Annotated in this window: 14 protein-coding genes and 2 tRNA genes; 8 read left to right on the top strand and 8 right to left on the bottom strand. The window is 33.2% G+C overall.

From position 1 onward, the window contains the following. Positions 1 to 19: 19 nt before the first annotated feature. From GCQ56_RS06725 to GCQ56_RS06740, 4 genes are all read left to right on the top strand, one after another. Positions 20 to 811, top strand: a complete 792-nt coding sequence (locus GCQ56_RS06725; RefSeq protein WP_152733649.1) for a PfkB family carbohydrate kinase — start codon at positions 20 to 22, stop codon at positions 809 to 811. A gap of 49 nt (positions 812 to 860) precedes the next feature. Next, on the top strand, positions 861 to 2,222 hold the full coding sequence (locus GCQ56_RS06730; RefSeq protein WP_152733650.1) for an MFS transporter: 1,362 nt from the start codon (positions 861 to 863) through the stop codon (positions 2,220 to 2,222). Positions 2,223 to 2,430: 208 nt separating this feature from the next. Beyond that, positions 2,431 to 3,879 (top strand): P-loop NTPase fold protein, encoded by a 1,449-nt coding sequence (locus GCQ56_RS06735; RefSeq protein ID WP_152733651.1) that lies wholly within the window; start codon positions 2,431 to 2,433, stop codon positions 3,877 to 3,879. A gap of 728 nt (positions 3,880 to 4,607) precedes the next feature. Further along, positions 4,608 to 5,252, top strand: a complete 645-nt coding sequence (locus GCQ56_RS06740; protein ID WP_152733652.1) for a hypothetical protein — start codon at positions 4,608 to 4,610, stop codon at positions 5,250 to 5,252. A 163-nt stretch (positions 5,253 to 5,415) separates the two neighbouring features. Here GCQ56_RS06740 and GCQ56_RS06745 read toward each other — a convergent pair. Together GCQ56_RS06745 and GCQ56_RS06750 are read right to left on the bottom strand one after the other, a co-directional pair. Beyond that, a tRNA-Arg gene (locus GCQ56_RS06745) sits at positions 5,416 to 5,489 on the bottom strand. Between the two features lie 111 nt (positions 5,490 to 5,600). After that, a tRNA-Arg gene (locus tag GCQ56_RS06750) sits at positions 5,601 to 5,674 on the bottom strand. 270 nt (positions 5,675 to 5,944) lie between these two features. On the opposite strand from GCQ56_RS06750, the gene GCQ56_RS06755 reads away from it, so the two are divergent. From GCQ56_RS06755 to GCQ56_RS06770, 4 genes are all read left to right on the top strand, one after another. Next, entirely contained in the window at positions 5,945 to 6,823 is an 879-nt protein-coding gene (locus GCQ56_RS06755) for a helix-turn-helix domain-containing protein (protein ID WP_152733653.1), read from the top strand. A gap of 113 nt (positions 6,824 to 6,936) precedes the next feature. After that, on the top strand, positions 6,937 to 7,536 hold the full coding sequence (locus tag GCQ56_RS06760) for a YceI family protein (protein WP_152733654.1): 600 nt from the start codon (positions 6,937 to 6,939) through the stop codon (positions 7,534 to 7,536). Between the two features lie 166 nt (positions 7,537 to 7,702). Next, positions 7,703 to 8,887: an alpha/beta hydrolase gene (locus tag GCQ56_RS06765; protein WP_152733655.1), complete on the top strand. Its 1,185-nt coding sequence runs from the start codon at positions 7,703 to 7,705 to the stop codon at positions 8,885 to 8,887. A gap of 70 nt (positions 8,888 to 8,957) precedes the next feature. After that, positions 8,958 to 9,512, top strand: coding sequence for a heme NO-binding domain-containing protein (locus GCQ56_RS06770; protein WP_152733656.1), 555 nt, complete (start codon positions 8,958 to 8,960; stop codon positions 9,510 to 9,512). Here GCQ56_RS06770 and GCQ56_RS06775 read toward each other — a convergent pair. The 6 genes from GCQ56_RS06775 to ligA all read right to left on the bottom strand — a co-directional run bounded on the left by GCQ56_RS06775 (position 9,504) and on the right by ligA (position 15,800). Further along, the gene (locus tag GCQ56_RS06775) at positions 9,504 to 10,913 is read right to left on the bottom strand and encodes a COG3014 family protein (protein WP_152733657.1); all 1,410 of its coding nucleotides are present in this window, start codon (positions 10,911 to 10,913) and stop codon (positions 9,504 to 9,506) included. The two genes, GCQ56_RS06770 and GCQ56_RS06775, sit on opposite strands and share 9 nt — an antisense overlap. 53 nt (positions 10,914 to 10,966) lie before the next feature. Then, positions 10,967 to 11,551: a penicillin-binding protein activator LpoB gene (locus GCQ56_RS06780; RefSeq protein ID WP_152733658.1), complete on the bottom strand. Its 585-nt coding sequence runs from the start codon at positions 11,549 to 11,551 to the stop codon at positions 10,967 to 10,969. Between the two features lie 72 nt (positions 11,552 to 11,623). Further along, the gene (gene dapA / locus GCQ56_RS06785) at positions 11,624 to 12,511 is read right to left on the bottom strand and encodes a 4-hydroxy-tetrahydrodipicolinate synthase (RefSeq protein WP_152733659.1); all 888 of its coding nucleotides are present in this window, start codon (positions 12,509 to 12,511) and stop codon (positions 11,624 to 11,626) included. 4 nt (positions 12,512 to 12,515) lie between these two features. Continuing rightward, the gene (locus GCQ56_RS06790) at positions 12,516 to 13,055 is read right to left on the bottom strand and encodes a DUF6913 domain-containing protein (protein ID WP_152733660.1); all 540 of its coding nucleotides are present in this window, start codon (positions 13,053 to 13,055) and stop codon (positions 12,516 to 12,518) included. Between the two features lie 109 nt (positions 13,056 to 13,164). After that, a complete protein-coding gene (locus tag GCQ56_RS06795) occupies positions 13,165 to 13,752 on the bottom strand; it encodes an exonuclease domain-containing protein (RefSeq protein WP_152733661.1) in 588 nt (195 codons plus the stop codon). Between the two features lie 38 nt (positions 13,753 to 13,790). Continuing rightward, positions 13,791 to 15,800, bottom strand: coding sequence for an NAD-dependent DNA ligase LigA (gene ligA / locus GCQ56_RS06800; protein WP_152733662.1), 2,010 nt, complete (start codon positions 15,798 to 15,800; stop codon positions 13,791 to 13,793). Positions 15,801 to 16,027 lie beyond the last annotated feature (227 nt).

Raw genomic sequence — 16,027 nt, forward strand, 5'->3', positions numbered from 1 at the left:
AGCACTTAAATTAAAGAAAATGAAAATAACAGCTCTAAGTTCCTGTTGTGTAGATTTTTTTCCGGAATTAGAAAAAGTATATGTTGGAGGAAATTCCCTGAATTTCGCAACCCAATGCAAACTTTCTAATATAACTGATATATCGGTAATGGGTGCAGTTGGTGAAGATTGGTATGGAGATCTTATCGAACAACATTTAGATAAAAATAATATTGACCGATCCAGATTGTATCGCTTAAATGTTCCCACAGCTTCCAATCGAATTTACATTAATGAGCAAGGAGATCGTTATTTTAAGGAGAATAGTTGGAATGGAGGTGCTTTTGATAAATTTCGTTTGTCTGAAGAAGATTGGTTGTATATGGAAAATAGGGACATTATTGCAATGCCTGCAGGCGATCCTAATTTAGATTCGCTAGTGGAGAGAAGAACCCAAAACCAGCTTGTGGTAATTGATTTTCTGGATTACCATAGCATTGAATTCATTGAAAAACGAATTGAGCATATTGATATTGTATTTTTAAGTGCCAATGAAAATAGGTTTGATAGTTTGAAAAAGTTGGCATTTAAATCAGGTAAGATGATTGTGGCTACTATAGGAAGCGAGGGAAGTGTGGCATTCTATAAAGATTCAATTTTTCGTCAGGAAGCTATCCATGTAGATAAAATTATTGATACTACTGGGTGTGGTGATGCATATCAAGCAGCATTTATGATTGAATGGTTTACATCGAAAGATGTGAAAAAAGCTATGCTAGAGGGAAGTTTGGCGGCAAGTAAAGTCCTGTCTTTCATAGGAGGAGTTGAGTAATATCACAAGAAAACAAAATTAAGTATACCCTTAATATAACAAATAGAACATGAGTAAGATTGAGTCAAAATTATCCTTAAAAGAAAAAGTAGGTTACAGTCTAGGAGATACAGCTTCTCATTTTGTATGGGATATGGTAGGCTTTTGGATTCTGATATTTTATACCGATACATTTGGAATTTCAGCAGCTGCAGCAGGAACCATCATGTTAATTGCTCGTTTTTGGGATATGATTAGTGATCCAATTATGGGTATTATTGCCGACCGTACCAAAACTCGATGGGGAAAGTTTCGACCTTATATTTTATGGATGGCTTTACCGTATAGCGTGCTGGCTGTTCTTACTTTTACAACACCCGATTTAGGAGCGACAGGTAAGGTGATCTACGCAGGAGTTACATACATCTTGTTGATGTCTGTTTTTACAGCTATAAACCTCCCATATTCCTCTTTAGGAGCCGTTATGACATCTGATTCTTATGAACGTGCAGGCTTAAACTCATACCGATTTATATTTGCTTTTATTGGGCAGTTTATTGTCTCGGGAACGGCTCTAAGTTTGGCTTTGTATTTTGGTGGAGGTGACAATGCAAAAGGATATCAGTACACTTTAATTCTATTTTCGATCATCAGTTTTGCCTTGTTCATGATTACTTTTAAAACCACAAAAGAACGTGTGCAACCACCCAAAAAACAAAAGGAGAATTTAAAAGAAGATTTCAAAAACCTATTTAAAAACAAGCCCTGGGTAATTCTGTTTTTTGTGGGTATTATTTCGTTTATCATGTTTGCAATGCAAAATTTATCCATTGCTTACTACTTTAAATATTACATAGGAAATGAAGAAAATGTTCAGTTGTTTAATGTAATTGGAACTATTGCTTTAATTGTGGCGATTCCTTTTTCTAAACCATTGGCAAAACGATTCGGAAAACGTAATGTGTTTTTGGCTAGTTCATTACTTTCCGGATTTTTCTTCATCTGCCTATACATTCCCAATGCAGAGAATACTGCAATGATATATGCCTTTAATATTTTGGCAAAAATGGCATACGCACCTGCCGTTCCATTACTATGGACCATGCTTGCCGATACAGCTGATTATTCGGAGTGGAAAACAGGAAGAAGATCAACCGGATTGGTATTTTCTGCAGCCACTTTTGCACAAAAAGCTGGTTGGGGAATAGGTGGAGCATTGGCAGGTTGGTTATTGGCAATTTTCGAATTTGCACCCAATGTAGAACAAACAGAAACCGCAATTACAGGCATTAAGTTGATGATTTCAGTAATTCCAGGAATTTTATACATGTCTTGTGCCATTCTCTTGTATTTCTATACCATCGATCATGAAACTTGTGTAGTAATGAAAACCGATTTGGATAAAAGGAGATTGGCGGAAGCTTCTCTATGAAAATAATGTGATAGGTAGTGGTTACCTTCATTTGGTTTGCTTAAGTCCACTTCGGAAACGGAGTGGGCTTTTGTTGTTTTTGGGAGTGTATCATTCTGGAATGAATATCTCACATAAGGAAGCAAATTGCTATTTTTAATTTAACATCTCAAATCTTTTGTTCTTGCTTGGTTTTTCATAAATTCAAATTTGATTTAAACTTGAATTTATGACCTCAGAGACATTAGAAAAAGAAAAAAATGATTTGATTGTTCCAATAGCCAAACCTTTAGAACAATTTGATAAACATCTTGATATACCAGAGAATAATAGGATTTTATTCTCAGCTCCCTTCGGTACAGGCAAGACTACTTTTTTGAAAGAATTCTTTAAGGGGAAAGAAGATAAATATCAAGTATTTCACCTTTATCCTGTAAATTATCAAGTAGCCAATAACAAGGATATATTCGAACTATTAAAGTTTGATATTCTAACTGAATTAATCCCATCTATTGATTTTACCACTCCAGAATATAATTTGAAGGATAAAATTTTGGCCTCTCAGTATTATTTAATGAATGATGGTGCAAACTTAGCTTTAGATATCCTTAAAGGGATCCCCAAACTGGGTAAGGCTGTAAGTTCATTTGAGAGTATAATAAAATTTTGTTCTAATTTGAATTCGTCTTTTAAGCAGCCAGAAAATGAAATGTTCGCTACACTAGAGGAATATTCTAGGAATTTTCAATCGTGCAAAGGCTCTATTTACGAAATGGATTCATTATCTTATTTTATTTCAGAGGAAATTCATAAGCTGAACGATGAAAATAAAGGGAAAAAAGAAACAGTTCTCATTATCGATGATTTAGATCGCGTTGACCCTAATCATATTTTTCGTTTGTTAAATGTGTTCTCAGCTCATTTCGACCAACAGCAATTTGAATCAATTGAGTTGGATAATAAATTTGGGTTCTCTAAAATAATATTGGTCTGTGATCTTTATAATATTGAAAAAATCTTCATTAATAAATTCGGTAATAATGTTGATTTTAAGGGCTACATCGATAAGTTTCGATCTGTTGAAATATTTTATTTTAACAATATTTATAATTGGCATAATCATTTAAAAGAACTGACTCAGAAATTCATAGCTATGAATTCATTTTGCGCAAATTGTAATGAGCATTTTACTAAGTTTATAGATCTTATAATATATGATTTGTTACAAAATGGACTTTTGAATATTCGACAATTATTGAAACTTTATAATTTTCCAATTTCACTAAGTGAGTCTTTAAGGGTAAAATCAGATTGCTACTACAGGATTGAAGAAAAATCGATTGGATGGAGTTATAAAGTGTTACTTTTTTTATATGATGGAAATAATGAAATGTTGTTTAATTCTCTAAAAATGATGAAATCCCTTGCGGAGACAAGATTTGCTAGTCGTTTGGATGAATTTCATTTAGTTGAGTTGATAGAGGTATTGGGTTATAGAAATAATTTTTCGAGAATGGATGGTAATTATTCTATTATGGTTGATAATTTGGAATTTAAATATGAAATTAAAGATCAGAAAGTAATTATTGGTAAAAAGGAACTGAGTTTGTTTAGAAAAGAGGTAAATAGATACGCTCTATGTATCCAAGGATTTTCAATAATGGATGAATTAATATAACTATAAGTTCCTGAAAGGCTGAGCGAGAGCTCAGCCTTTTCTTTTTCCAAAGTCTATTAATGTCTCATCATTCCTAATTTCAACCCTTCAAACCAATCCAAAACCCCACTTAAGCAAAATACAGAATCGCCACACTAATATAAAATCCTCCAAAGTAAGGGGAGAAGCCCCAAGCCTAAGGAAAATACAACCCAAATGTAATAAAATGCATCCTAAGTGAGGGGAACTCACCCAAAGTATGGGAAAATCATTCCAAAGCGACGGAAAGTCAGTGAAAAGTGAGGGGAATCGCTAAAAAGCTGGGGGAATTGCTCAAAAATGACAGAAAGTCACAAAAAAATGAATGGCAGACTGTGTTTTGTTAAAAAAGGTGATGAATATCACAAAAAAAGTACAGTACACTTGTTGACTTTCACATAATACTCTTCTAATTTTATTATAGATAATTAAGAATTGATTACTGTAATCAATTCATCCTCTAATATGTAGGGCAAGTATTCTGTTTTGTATCTCTATCAATTGCAGCAATATAGGGTCTATTTCGGCAGTTACTTATTCTTGCTTTCCTTATTAAAACGAAGTAATTACTACAATTTACATTTCAAAAAGAACAATTAAAATTTAATCTTATGAAACATCCATGATTCAGTAATTATTAATTCACATTCGTGAAGAATTATTGAATCAAGCTTAGTTTCATCTAATCTTACATTTAAAAATTGAAACAGATGAAAGAAAGTTATTTGAAAGAACTCGAAAAAGGAAGACTATTGGTTTATGGAGTTTCCAATGATGCCTCTATTAAAGAACGGATAGCACTTATCTATCCCGAAGAGCGTATCGAATTGGGAAAAACCCTTTATACCAAAACCAAAATTGCTTTCGAGGTTCAAAATACCGAACGTATTGAATCGAGCGAGGCAACTCGTGTATTTAACGATTCTTATACCACGATTCACGATAAGTTGATTCATATTCGTAAGGTGGGTCGTTATTTCTTTAAAAATGATCTTGAATTGTCAACTCTTCTGCGTTTAAACAGGGAAGTTCCAACTGCATATCCTGAGTGGAAAGCATTGGCTGATGATACTGTAAATGCAATTATTACTCATGAAGCAATTCAGGAAAAATTGACATTGGTTGCTTTAACTCCTGAGGTAATAACAGCTCTTCAAGGAGATTTGATTGCCGTAGATGAATTAAAACTGAATGCCGAGAAAGAAGATGGTGAAGCTCAACAAGCCACCACTAAGAAACAAGAATACTATGGCGAATTTATGGCCTACTGTTCCGATTTGCGTGCCTGTCTCGATTTATTTTACGAAGGCAATGAGCGCCAAAAATTGGAAGTTTTAGGTGTAATCGTTAAATAAATAGAATTCTAGTTATTCTGAAATGCCACTTGATTTTTCGGGTGGTATTTTTTTTCAATGTTAATTAAAGCATATAAACAAAAAAATCGTCACCGGATGAAGGGTGACGATTTCTTAGCTTAGAAGGGTGGAAGCCCCTATAGTCTAAACAAGCTCTTTAATGTGAACACGGAGGGAGTCGAACCCCCAACCTCCTCGGCCGTAACGAGGTGCACTATCCAGTTATGCTACGCGTCCTTATCTTATAAGATTCTTCCAATAAAAATAAAAAATCGTCACCGGATGAAGGGTGACGATCTCTTAACTTAGAGGGTGGAAGCCCCTTTAATCTAAGCAAGATTTTTAATGTGAACACGGAGGGAGTCGAACCCCCAACCTCCACGGCCGTAACGTGGTGCACTATCCAGTTATGCTACGCGTCCATATCTCTTTAAGACGCTGCAAATATAGGGGTTTTACTGTGTGAACTGCAAATGTTTTTTTGTTTTTTTTGTAAATAATTTGAGGGGTTTAAGCTAAGGTCTTTATTGGTAGAAAATTAGATTAACAAAAAAATGCGATATCTTTTTAAAAATTCATTCCTGGTAAGGAAATCCGGACAAAAAGCGATTTTAACAATCGATTAACAGCTTCGCTAAGGTATAGTGTAGCTTTTTATTTAAATTTGATTTAAATAAAACCAATTGATAAAAATGGAAAGAGATCCTGCAGAGCTATTTCAAGAAAAAGATGAATCGAAAGCCTTATTTCACATTCATAAAATACAAAATATGTGCGAAGAGGTAAGAAAGCAGAACGATGTTCCTCACATGCATAATTATTACACAATAACCTGGATTAAGGAAGGAGAGGCTATTCATTCTACCAAATATGTTGATTACACTCTAAGAGCAAATTCAATATTATTTGTGCCACCAGGATTGATGCATCGATTTATAATGAATGAGCATTGCAATGGATATACAATCACTTTCGATGAAACTTTTTTTTCAATTAAGGAAAATGGAGAGGGATCAGTATCTGATTCTACTCTTTTTAGCAATCCCGATTTCAAATCCATTATTCATTTGGATGAAGTGCAAGTCCAAATTTTTCAAAGTATTGCAGGACTAATGGAGCGTGAATTTAATGGTGAGAGTAAATATCGTCATGATATGCTTTATCATCAGTTGAAGATGTTTTTGTTGGAGTCCAGAAGAATTTATGAAGATCAGCATGATTTGGATCAGTCGTTGAATGATGAGCATCCTGGATCTGTTATCATTAAATTTAAACAACTGATTGATGAAAATTATCGTGATAAAAAGAATGTCTCATCGTACGCGGATATGCTCAATTTAAATCCAAGTTGTTTAAACGAGATTAGTAAGAAGACAACAGGAGTTACTGCAGGAGAATTGATTCGTGGCAGAGTGATAAAAGAAGCAAAGAAAATGTTGTTTGGATCGGATTTACATACCAAAGAGATTGCTTATGATTTGGGATTTCAGGATCCGGCTTATTTTAGCCGTTTTTTCAAAAAATATACGAATCAAACATTAAGTGATTTTCGGAGTCTGGTTCGGAAATAATACAAGAATAACGGAGAATTGTCCATTTACCCAAATACAAACTAAAGCTAGTTTTGTAAGTAAGTATTTAAAGAAAGAAATTAATATTTAACGATTTATAAAATTTAAAACTTATGAAAAGAAATGTTTTAAAAAGCGGAATTGCAATGTTGGCTGGTATTTTTTTATTTGTTGGTATGGCTAATGCAAAAAATGGAACCTATAAAGTAGACACTCAAAAGAGTAAAGTGGAGTGGTTAGGTAAAAAGGTAACTGGAGAACATTCCGGAACAATAATGATATCCGATGGAAGCATTATACTGAATGGAGATGATCTTAAATCAGGAAGTTTTGTAGTAGATATGAACTCGATTAAATGTACGGATATTAAAGACGAAGGCTACAGAGGGAAATTGGAAGGTCATTTAAAATCGGATGATTTTTTTGGAATAGAAAAGTTTCCAAAATCAAAATTTGAAATTGTCGAAAGCAAGTATTTGGGCGAGGGCAATTATAAAGTGAAAGGAAATATCACGATTAAAGAGATTACAAAACCAATTGAATTTACTGTGAATTTGCATAAACATGGCGAAGATATTCATGTTAGTGGAAAAGTAGTTATCGATAGAAGTAAGTTTAATATTCGTTATGGTTCTGGAAGCTTTTTCGATAATTTGGGAGATAAAACCATATATGACGATTTTGAATTAACACTTGATTTGTATTTACGTTAAATCTTACATATTGTATTTTAAGCCGGATATTAATTTAATCCGGCTTTATTATTTTTAATATCATGAAATATAAGAATGTTTAACCGCCTGCTAATAAAGGATTTTTTTGATTTTATTGTAAATAATTGTATTTTAACAGTACTTTAAATCCTAAACCAAGAATTATATGAAGCGAAGCCTTTTAACTGCTTTATTTGTTTTTTTTACAATTGGTATTTTATTGGCGGAGGTAAACCCTAAAAATTTACGAAGTACCAGTGTATATTCTACTATACTAAAGGAGAATAGAGAACTTCAGATTCTTCTACCTACCGAATTTGATAATACTTATTTTTCTTATCCTGTAATTTATCTGCTAGATGCAGAAACAAATTTTAGTACTAGCATTGAAGTCCTGAGTTTTTTAATGGACAATCATTTTATACCTCCACATGTGGTGGTTGGAATTCCTAATACAGATCGTTTTCGGGATATGACTCCTGTGGATAGTTTATTGAATAAGACTATTTTTCCAACAAGAGGAGGAGCAAACACATTCTTAGAGGTTCTTAAAACGGATATTTTCCCGTATGTTTCCAAAAATTACAGAACTAATAATCGTAGATTGGTTATGGGTCATAATTATAGTGGACTGTTCGTAATCAATGCTTTTATTAACGGAACGGATTTATTTGATCGTTATATGGCGTTTAGTCCAATTTTATGGTGGAACGGAAATTCTGTTGTGAAGGATACCGAAAAATTTTTAAATGGTAAATCTACAGTTAGAAAACATTTGTTCGTAAGTTTTGCCGAAGAGGCAAAGAACATGCTCGAAGAATGTAAGAAGCTAACTAAAGTACTTGAAACATCTTCGCCAGGGGATTTAAATTGGAAATGCGATTGGATGCCCGATGAAAATCATTATAGTTTGTATCGAAAGAGTTTAATGAACGGTATGGAGCATCTGTTTAAGGATTACAAATATCCGGATGTTAATGATTTAGCTGTGGGTGGTGTGGCTAAAGCAAAAGAATATCAGAAAGACATCATGCTAAATTATGGCAGAAACGAGAAATTACCTTATTCTTTATTAGAGAGTGTTTGCTTGCAACTTAAACAGGAGAAAAAGTATCAGGAAGCTTTACTATTTTTAAAGTATACCGTGTATAATTATCCGCATAAGGCAGAGCCGTATTTTTATGTGGGAGAAATATATGAAACAACGAATAAACCTGATATGGCGATTAAGTTTTATGAGGTTGCTCACAATAAGGATAAGGGACGTTGGGATTATGAGCAGAAATATCTTGCCATGCAAAAATTACTCGCAGAATTGAAAAATTCTCAGCTAAACCAAACAAAATTGTAAATGTCGGAATTTTTAATGTTGCACTATTATAAACTATTACTTTGATAAAATCATTTAAAATTTACAGTAGATGAAAGGGATTTTTTTTACAGAAATTTTAGAGATGTCGGAAAGTGAATTTGGATGTGAAACAGTTGAGAAAGTTGTTTCTCTTTTGGGAGCAGGGAATAATGGAGTTTATGATTCTATGCAAGATTATTCTTACAAGCAATTCAACGAGCTGGTTACATTATTAAGTGAGGAAACGCGACTTTCAAAATCAGATTTATCTAAAAATTTTGGTGAATATTTATTTAGTAGACTGGTAATTTTGTACCGACCAGAATTTGCTGGGAATAGTGATGTGTTCGAATTTTTAGAACAAATAGATTATTTTATTCATGTAAAAATGCAGGAACGTTTTCCGCATAAAGGATTGAAAGGTTTTAAGGCAGAAAGAATTGACGACAGTACTTTTATAATTTCTTATGAGTCAAAAAAGGTTTTTGTTGATTTGGCTATCGGGATGTTTATGGGATGTCAGCGATTTTTTAATGAGGATTTGACCTTAAGTTGTGAATATATTGCTAATGTTGATAAGGACGTGGTACGGTTTACATTATCAAAAAACAGCGTTCTAATTTGATTCCATACTGTGAAAGCTAAAAAAGCTGGTTTGTCCTGCCTTTATCGTAAACTTCAAATTTTGATTATTTGATGTTCCATTTGGAGACTGCACTTTTAAATTAATATTGTTTTCTCCTTCTTTTAAATGCAATCTCGTGTAGTGAATAGAATGAGGTAGGGTTTGCCAGTTTCTTGTATCAGCTTTTTCTGTAACGGCATTAAAAATTCCTATAATAGCACCAATATTATCATCTTTGCTGCGAGCATAATTTTCCAAAGCTTTTTTAGTAGCTAATCTGAGTAATGAATTCGCCATTTCTCTAAGCATTCTATCTTTTAGAGATTTAAAAGCAATAGCATTTAAGTCTTGCGCTTTATCTAAATTGTAATGAACAGAATCTACTTGTATTGAAGCTGAATTGTAAAAAGGCATTCTTTCCTGATACTTAGGAAAGGCTACTCTCACAAAATCTAGATCGCTAAATGAATTTCGAGTTCTGCTATCCATATCACCTACATAAAAAGGAAAGTTAGCACCTTCACCTTCGTTTACAAGTGTTAAATAACCATCGCGACCATTGAGAGCACTAAAATTAATACTCCATTCGTCTTTAACAGGTCCTAATCCTGTCATCCATATCATTATTAAATCACCTTGATTTTTTTCTCTTTTAGTAAAATCAAATCCAAATTTATTTTTGTAAAATTCATACTCCTGATTCAATCCAGTTTGATATGCTGTACGCAGAAGATCATCTTTAAGTTGTCTAGGAGCGGGTGTGTTAAAATTTTTGGTGTAATTACCTTCGTAAATTTTATATGCATTCCTGTAAGCGATAAATGCATTATTTGAATCGCCAGTAGAATCATAAATTAAGCCCATTATGGTGTGAGCAAATGCATCGTCACTATATCTGTTTTTATAGTTTTTCGGATACTTATCATTAAGTGCATATAGTTTTTCATTCACTCTTCTACACTCGACCAAAGCTTCCTGACTTTTGCCCATTTCCAAAAAGCTTAAAGCCTTATAAAAGTTAAGCATTACATTTTCGAAATCTTCTGGAACATATGGTTTTGTCGCAGGATTTGTTAGTAATGCTAGGGCTTCGTTAGCGATGTTTTTTCTCTGATCTTCAATAAATAAATCGGCTTCGTTAAAATAAGCAGTTGCTCTTTCGTAATCTTGTTGCATCCATGCTAGTGTACCTTTATTTAAAAGATATAAGGATTTATTCTTTTTACGCTGATTTTTAGCATCACCATCCAATGTTTTTTCGGCATTCGCAATATCTCCATTAAGAAAATACTGATTGAACGCTTCATTTTGAGCATAGTATGTAGCACAACTTGAAAATAGAATACTTGACAAAATTGCAAGCAAGAAAATGATCTTATTTGCGAAGAGCTTTTTGTTCATTTGGTAAATGATAAGAGAAAGGAGGGAAGCCATCAGACTTCCCTAATATGGATTTATCTGTTAACGTATTTCTTGATTTTTTTGTCACCTAACCAAACCAATTCGTTGGTTTCAAGATTGGTTAATTCAAGGTTTAGCTGATAATATCTTACTTTTTCTTTTTTGTAGCTATCAATTATCGATGTGATATCTCCTTGAAGGATAAAATCAGCACCAAGTTCGCGTCCCCATTTCTTAATGGTTTCTTTTGAGGCAAAATCTTGTTGATCTGCTCTTTCCTGGCGCAATTCTTCACGCTTAGCTCCAGCTTGAACCAATCTAACACGACCATCATTTAATATCGCTTTTTCAATATCTTTAATATAAGTGTCAGAATCGATATGTTCAGAACTTTTGTTAGTTACTAAACCAACTGTTACAACTGGTTTACGATTGAATTCTTCTTTGAAATTGCCAATCCAACCTTGATTTAATACCTGATCGATTAATGCTTCAGCAGCTAATCTAGAGTCAGTGTCGTTCCAGCGTCCACTTAAATCAATTTGCTGATCAGGGGAAACTCTGGTTATTTGTCGTGAGCAAGATGCAAAACTCATTACAGCAAGTGCGAAAACAAATAGGCGAAATGAATACTTCATATTTTTAATCATTTTTTGTTTATTAATTTCAAAAATAAAGTGTAAAATAACACTTGTATCTGTGGACAATATTTATGCCATTTTATTGTATAGCATTTTTAATTTTTCGTAATGTGATGAACTTACAGGCACAAGAGGTAGTCTTAAGTCGTTTGAGATAAGTTCTTTTTGATGCAGAATGGCTTTGATTCCAGCAGGATTTCCTTCGGTAAAAATATTTTGAATTAAATCGAGTAATCGGTAGTGTGTGGTAAGAGCGTCTTTATTATTACCCCGTATAGCATTTTTAACCATTGAACTAAATTCCTTTGGAAAAGCATTTCCAATTACAGAAATTACTCCTGAAGCTCCTAACTGTATCATAGGAAATGTCAAGGCATCGTCTCCAGAAATTACCATGAAATTGGCAGGCTTATTTTTTAATATCTGCATAATTTGTTCCATGTCACCCGATGCTTCTTTAACTGCAATAACATTCTCAATTTCGTTGGCAATTCGAACAGTAGTTTCGGCGCTTATATTTACACTTGTTCTTCCCGGAACATTATATATAATTACAGGAACAGGACTGTTGTCTGCAATAAATTTATAATGTTGGAATATTCCTTCCTGACTAGGCTTATTGTAATAAGGTGCAACAGATAAAATAGCATCAACTTCTGAAAAAGAGTCGAAATCATTAATTTGTTCAACTACTTCGCTAGTGTTATTGCCTCCAAAACCAACTACAATTGGCACGCGTTTAGCATTTGTTGTGCAAACATGCTTTATTACTTCGTTTTTTTCTGCTTTTGATAAGGTAGCTGCTTCTCCGGTTGTTCCCATAACAACCAAATAATCCACACCATTGGTAATTTGATAATTTACAAGTTTTTCAAGTGCATTGTAATCTACACTCTTGTCATCTTTAAAGGGTGTAATTATTGCGATTCCTGTACCTGAAAATTGATTTATAGTCATTTTATTATTTTTTTATTAGAGTTAAGTAGTTTAAGCTTTCTTCAATTAAATTTTCGAGTGTTTTATTCTTACTCTGATCAATCATTAAATCCAAATGTTCGTTATTCTCGGATAATGAACCTACTTTACAAGAAGCTTGTGATAGTTTAGAAATGTATTGAACCGAAATATGATCTGCATCGGTTAAGACAAACAAGAGATCAAATTTTTGATCAACAAATTCCAATAATTCTGGAATTATTGGTTCACCATTCCATTTTACATCTTTATTAGTGTAAAATATTATTTTTTGCCCCACACCATAATCAGGTAATTCATCTGCATTAACCCAGGCTATGGTTTTTACACGATACCCTTTCTGGCTTAAATTTTCAGAGAATTTTTTTACCGTTGAGTGGTTTTTATCATTTTGAGTGTCGAAAATAATACCAATGTTTTTAGCACTTTCCAGATTATGGAATTCCTTTTTTCTAGGATTTTTATTTTGCTTTCCATTAATTATACGATCGGCAAGTTGTTTTTTTAGATTTTGGAAAAAACTCATTTCAATATTCTATAGTTAAATTACAGGCTAGTAAATGACTAGCTGAATGGGCTTGACTGTTTGAAATCACAAGTTAGGAAAAATTTCATTTTTGATATTCAATTTAAGCTTATTTAAGTTTTTTTGGTGCTTTATAGCCTCCTGAAAAAACTTTTCCTGGTGATATTTTAATATTATTTGCCAATTCGTTAAGATTCGAAACACTCATCACCTCACAAGCTTTTATGGCAATTTTTGCGCAAGCTAAAGTATCTTCTAAAGCATCATGATGTTTTAATGGAATATCAAAAAGATGTGCCATTGTATTTAATTTATGGTTTGGCATATTGGGCCAAATGTTTCGACCAATCTGAACAGTACACATATAATCAAATTCAGGCAGTGGAATTCCATAAGTTTCAAGACAGGCTCTCAATACCGACACATCAAAGCTAGCATTATGAGCAATTACCATATTCCCTTGGATATAATCTTCTACTTCGTCCCAAATGTAATTAAAACTGGGTTGGTTGGCTACATCATCTTCCGTAATGCCATGTATGCTAACATTCATTGGATGAAAATACATTTCAGGTGGAGAAATTAACCATTCTTTACTATCGACTATAACTCCATTTGTAACACGAACCAATCCTAAAGAACAAGCCGAATTGCGTTTACCATTTGCTGTTTCAAAATCTATTGCTGTGAAATTCATTTGCTATTTTTAAAGGATCAAGAATGATGAAAAATGAATTACAAGCCAATCAATTCTAGAAATTGATCTTCATTTTTTAGGTCGATACCAAGTTTTTCTACTTTTGCTAATTTACTCGGACCAATCTTTTCTCCAGCAAGTAAAAAGCTGGTTTTTTTGGAAATAGAGCCTACGTTTTTACCGCCATGAAGTTCAATTAAAGCTTTGAGTTCATCTCGAGAGTATTTGGAAAAGCTTCCTGAAATTACAATTGATAATCCTTCAAGTATGTTACTTCCACCTTCTTTTTCTTCCTCAATTCTTTCTAATTGAAGACCATGTTCTTTGAGCTTGGAAATTAATTCTTTATGTGAATTTACAGAGAAATATTCTACAATGCTTTCGGCAATTTTACCTCCAATTTCATCAACTTCAATTAATTCTTCGATGCTTGAGGACGCCAATTGTTCTATGGATGGAATTGCTTTAGCCAATTTTTTTGCGACCGTAGCACCAACGTATCTAATACCTAAGGCATACAACACTCTTTCGTAAGGAATTTGTAAAGAATTCTGAAGGCTATTTAATATTCTTTCTGCTGATTTATCTCCCATTCTCTCCAATGGAGTTATGTTGTCTTTTTGAAGAGAATACAAGTCAGAAACATTATTTAAAAGATTTTCCTTGAATAAAAGATCTATTGTTTCTTCACCTAAACCATCAATGTCCATGGCACGGCGACTAATGAAATGTTCAATTTTTCCTTTAATTTGAGGAGGACATTCCATATCGTTTGGACAATAATGATTGGCTTCCCCTTCTTTTCTTACAAGTTTAGTTCTGCACTCAGGGCATTCATTAATAAACTCAATACTTTTCGCATTTTTTGCTCTTTTCGATGTATCGACACCAACAATTTTCGGAATGATTTCTCCACCTTTCTCAACATAAACCGTATCCGCTTCGTGTAAATCAAGATTTTGAATAATATCAGAATTATGAAGAGAAGCTCTTTTTACTGTTGTTCCTGCCAGTAGAACCGGCTCAAGATTGGCAACTGGAGTTATGGAACCAGTTCTACCAACCTGGTATGTTACTTTCTCTAACTTGGTAGCTACTCTTTCTGCTTTATATTTATAAGAAATTGCCCAACGCGGAGATTTGGCAGTAAATCCTAACTCTTCCTGTTCATCGATAGAATTAACTTTAATAACAATACCATCAATTGGAACTGGTAATTCTTCTCTTTTTGCATCCCAAATATTTATGAAATCAATAACTTCATCTATATTGTTGCACAAAGCTGTATTTTCCGGAACTTTAAAACCCCATTTTTTAGCCGCTTGCAAATTGTCAAAATGACTACGTGTTGGAATCTCTTTACCAATTAAATAATACAAATAGCAGTCGAGTTTTCGTTTGGCAACTGTAGCAGAATTTTGCATTTTAAGTGTACCTGAAGCAGCATTTCTTGGATTAGCAAAAGCTGTTTCCCCAATTTCTTCACGTTCCAAATTTAATTTATCAAAAACCGAAAAAGGCATTAGTATTTCACCTCTTATTTCAAATTCTTCCGGAATATTATTACCACTTAATTGCAATGGTACAGAACGGATGGTTTTCACATTTGCTGTAACATCATCGCCTTTTACACCGTCTCCTCGAGTAACTGCCTGGATTAATTTCCCGTTTTTATAAGTTAGAGATATGGAGGTTCCATCATATTTCAGTTCACAAACATATTGAACATCTCCATCAATTAGTTTTTTTATTCTTGTTTCAAAATCACGAATCTCATCTTCGGAATAAGTATTGCCTAATGAAAGCATAGGGTATTTGTGTTCAACCTGACTGAATTCAAGATTGATATCACTACCAACTCTTTGTGTTGGCGAATTTGGATCAATAAATTGTGGGTATTGTTTTTCCAAATCAATTAGTTCATTCAATAGCATGTCGAAATCAAAATCGCTAATAGTAGGTTGCGAAAGAACGTAATAATTGTGATTGTGTGTATGTAATTGTTCGCGTAGTTCGTTGATACGAATTATTGCTTTTGCTTGACTCATAATCTAAAAGGTCTATTGTTTTGAGAATAGAAAAGGACATTTAAATTTACATGTCTCTTAATTGGTAAAAATAGTAATCCTAAGTTTGAATTTATCAAGCTTTGTAAGGAATCTTAATTGTTAATGTGAATTATTTAAAGTTTAACTAAAACAGTTTTAGAAATCATGTTGTTACTGATGGATATGGATTACTAAAAATATATTGTCTGGATGTTTTTTTAAGATTG

It is taken from the genome of Marinifilum sp. N1E240 (assembly GCF_009295825.1).
Classification (GTDB): Bacteria; Bacteroidota; Bacteroidia; order Bacteroidales; family Marinifilaceae; genus Marinifilum_A; species Marinifilum_A sediminis.

Coding starts and splice junctions, on each gene's coding strand:
- GCQ56_RS06725 (WP_152733649.1), top strand. CDS start 20: ATGAAAATAACAGCTCTAAGTTCCTGTTGTGTAGATTTTTTTCCGGAA.
- GCQ56_RS06790 (WP_152733660.1), bottom strand. CDS start 13,055: ATGAGTTTTTTCCAAAATCTAAAAAAACAACTTGCCGATCGTATAATT.
- GCQ56_RS06730 (WP_152733650.1), top strand. CDS start 861: ATGAGTAAGATTGAGTCAAAATTATCCTTAAAAGAAAAAGTAGGTTAC.
- ligA (WP_152733662.1), bottom strand. CDS start 15,800: ATGAGTCAAGCAAAAGCAATAATTCGTATCAACGAACTACGCGAACAA.
- GCQ56_RS06795 (WP_152733661.1), bottom strand. CDS start 13,752: ATGAATTTCACAGCAATAGATTTTGAAACAGCAAATGGTAAACGCAAT.
- dapA (WP_152733659.1), bottom strand. CDS start 12,511: ATGACTATAAATCAATTTTCAGGTACAGGAATCGCAATAATTACACCC.
- GCQ56_RS06740 (WP_152733652.1), top strand. CDS start 4,608: ATGAAAGAAAGTTATTTGAAAGAACTCGAAAAAGGAAGACTATTGGTT.
- GCQ56_RS06735 (WP_152733651.1), top strand. CDS start 2,431: ATGACCTCAGAGACATTAGAAAAAGAAAAAAATGATTTGATTGTTCCA.
- GCQ56_RS06775 (WP_152733657.1), bottom strand. CDS start 10,913: ATGAACAAAAAGCTCTTCGCAAATAAGATCATTTTCTTGCTTGCAATT.
- GCQ56_RS06760 (WP_152733654.1), top strand. CDS start 6,937: ATGAAAAGAAATGTTTTAAAAAGCGGAATTGCAATGTTGGCTGGTATT.
- GCQ56_RS06765 (WP_152733655.1), top strand. CDS start 7,703: ATGAAGCGAAGCCTTTTAACTGCTTTATTTGTTTTTTTTACAATTGGT.
- GCQ56_RS06755 (WP_152733653.1), top strand. CDS start 5,945: ATGGAAAGAGATCCTGCAGAGCTATTTCAAGAAAAAGATGAATCGAAA.
- GCQ56_RS06770 (WP_152733656.1), top strand. CDS start 8,958: ATGAAAGGGATTTTTTTTACAGAAATTTTAGAGATGTCGGAAAGTGAA.
- GCQ56_RS06780 (WP_152733658.1), bottom strand. CDS start 11,551: ATGAAGTATTCATTTCGCCTATTTGTTTTCGCACTTGCTGTAATGAGT.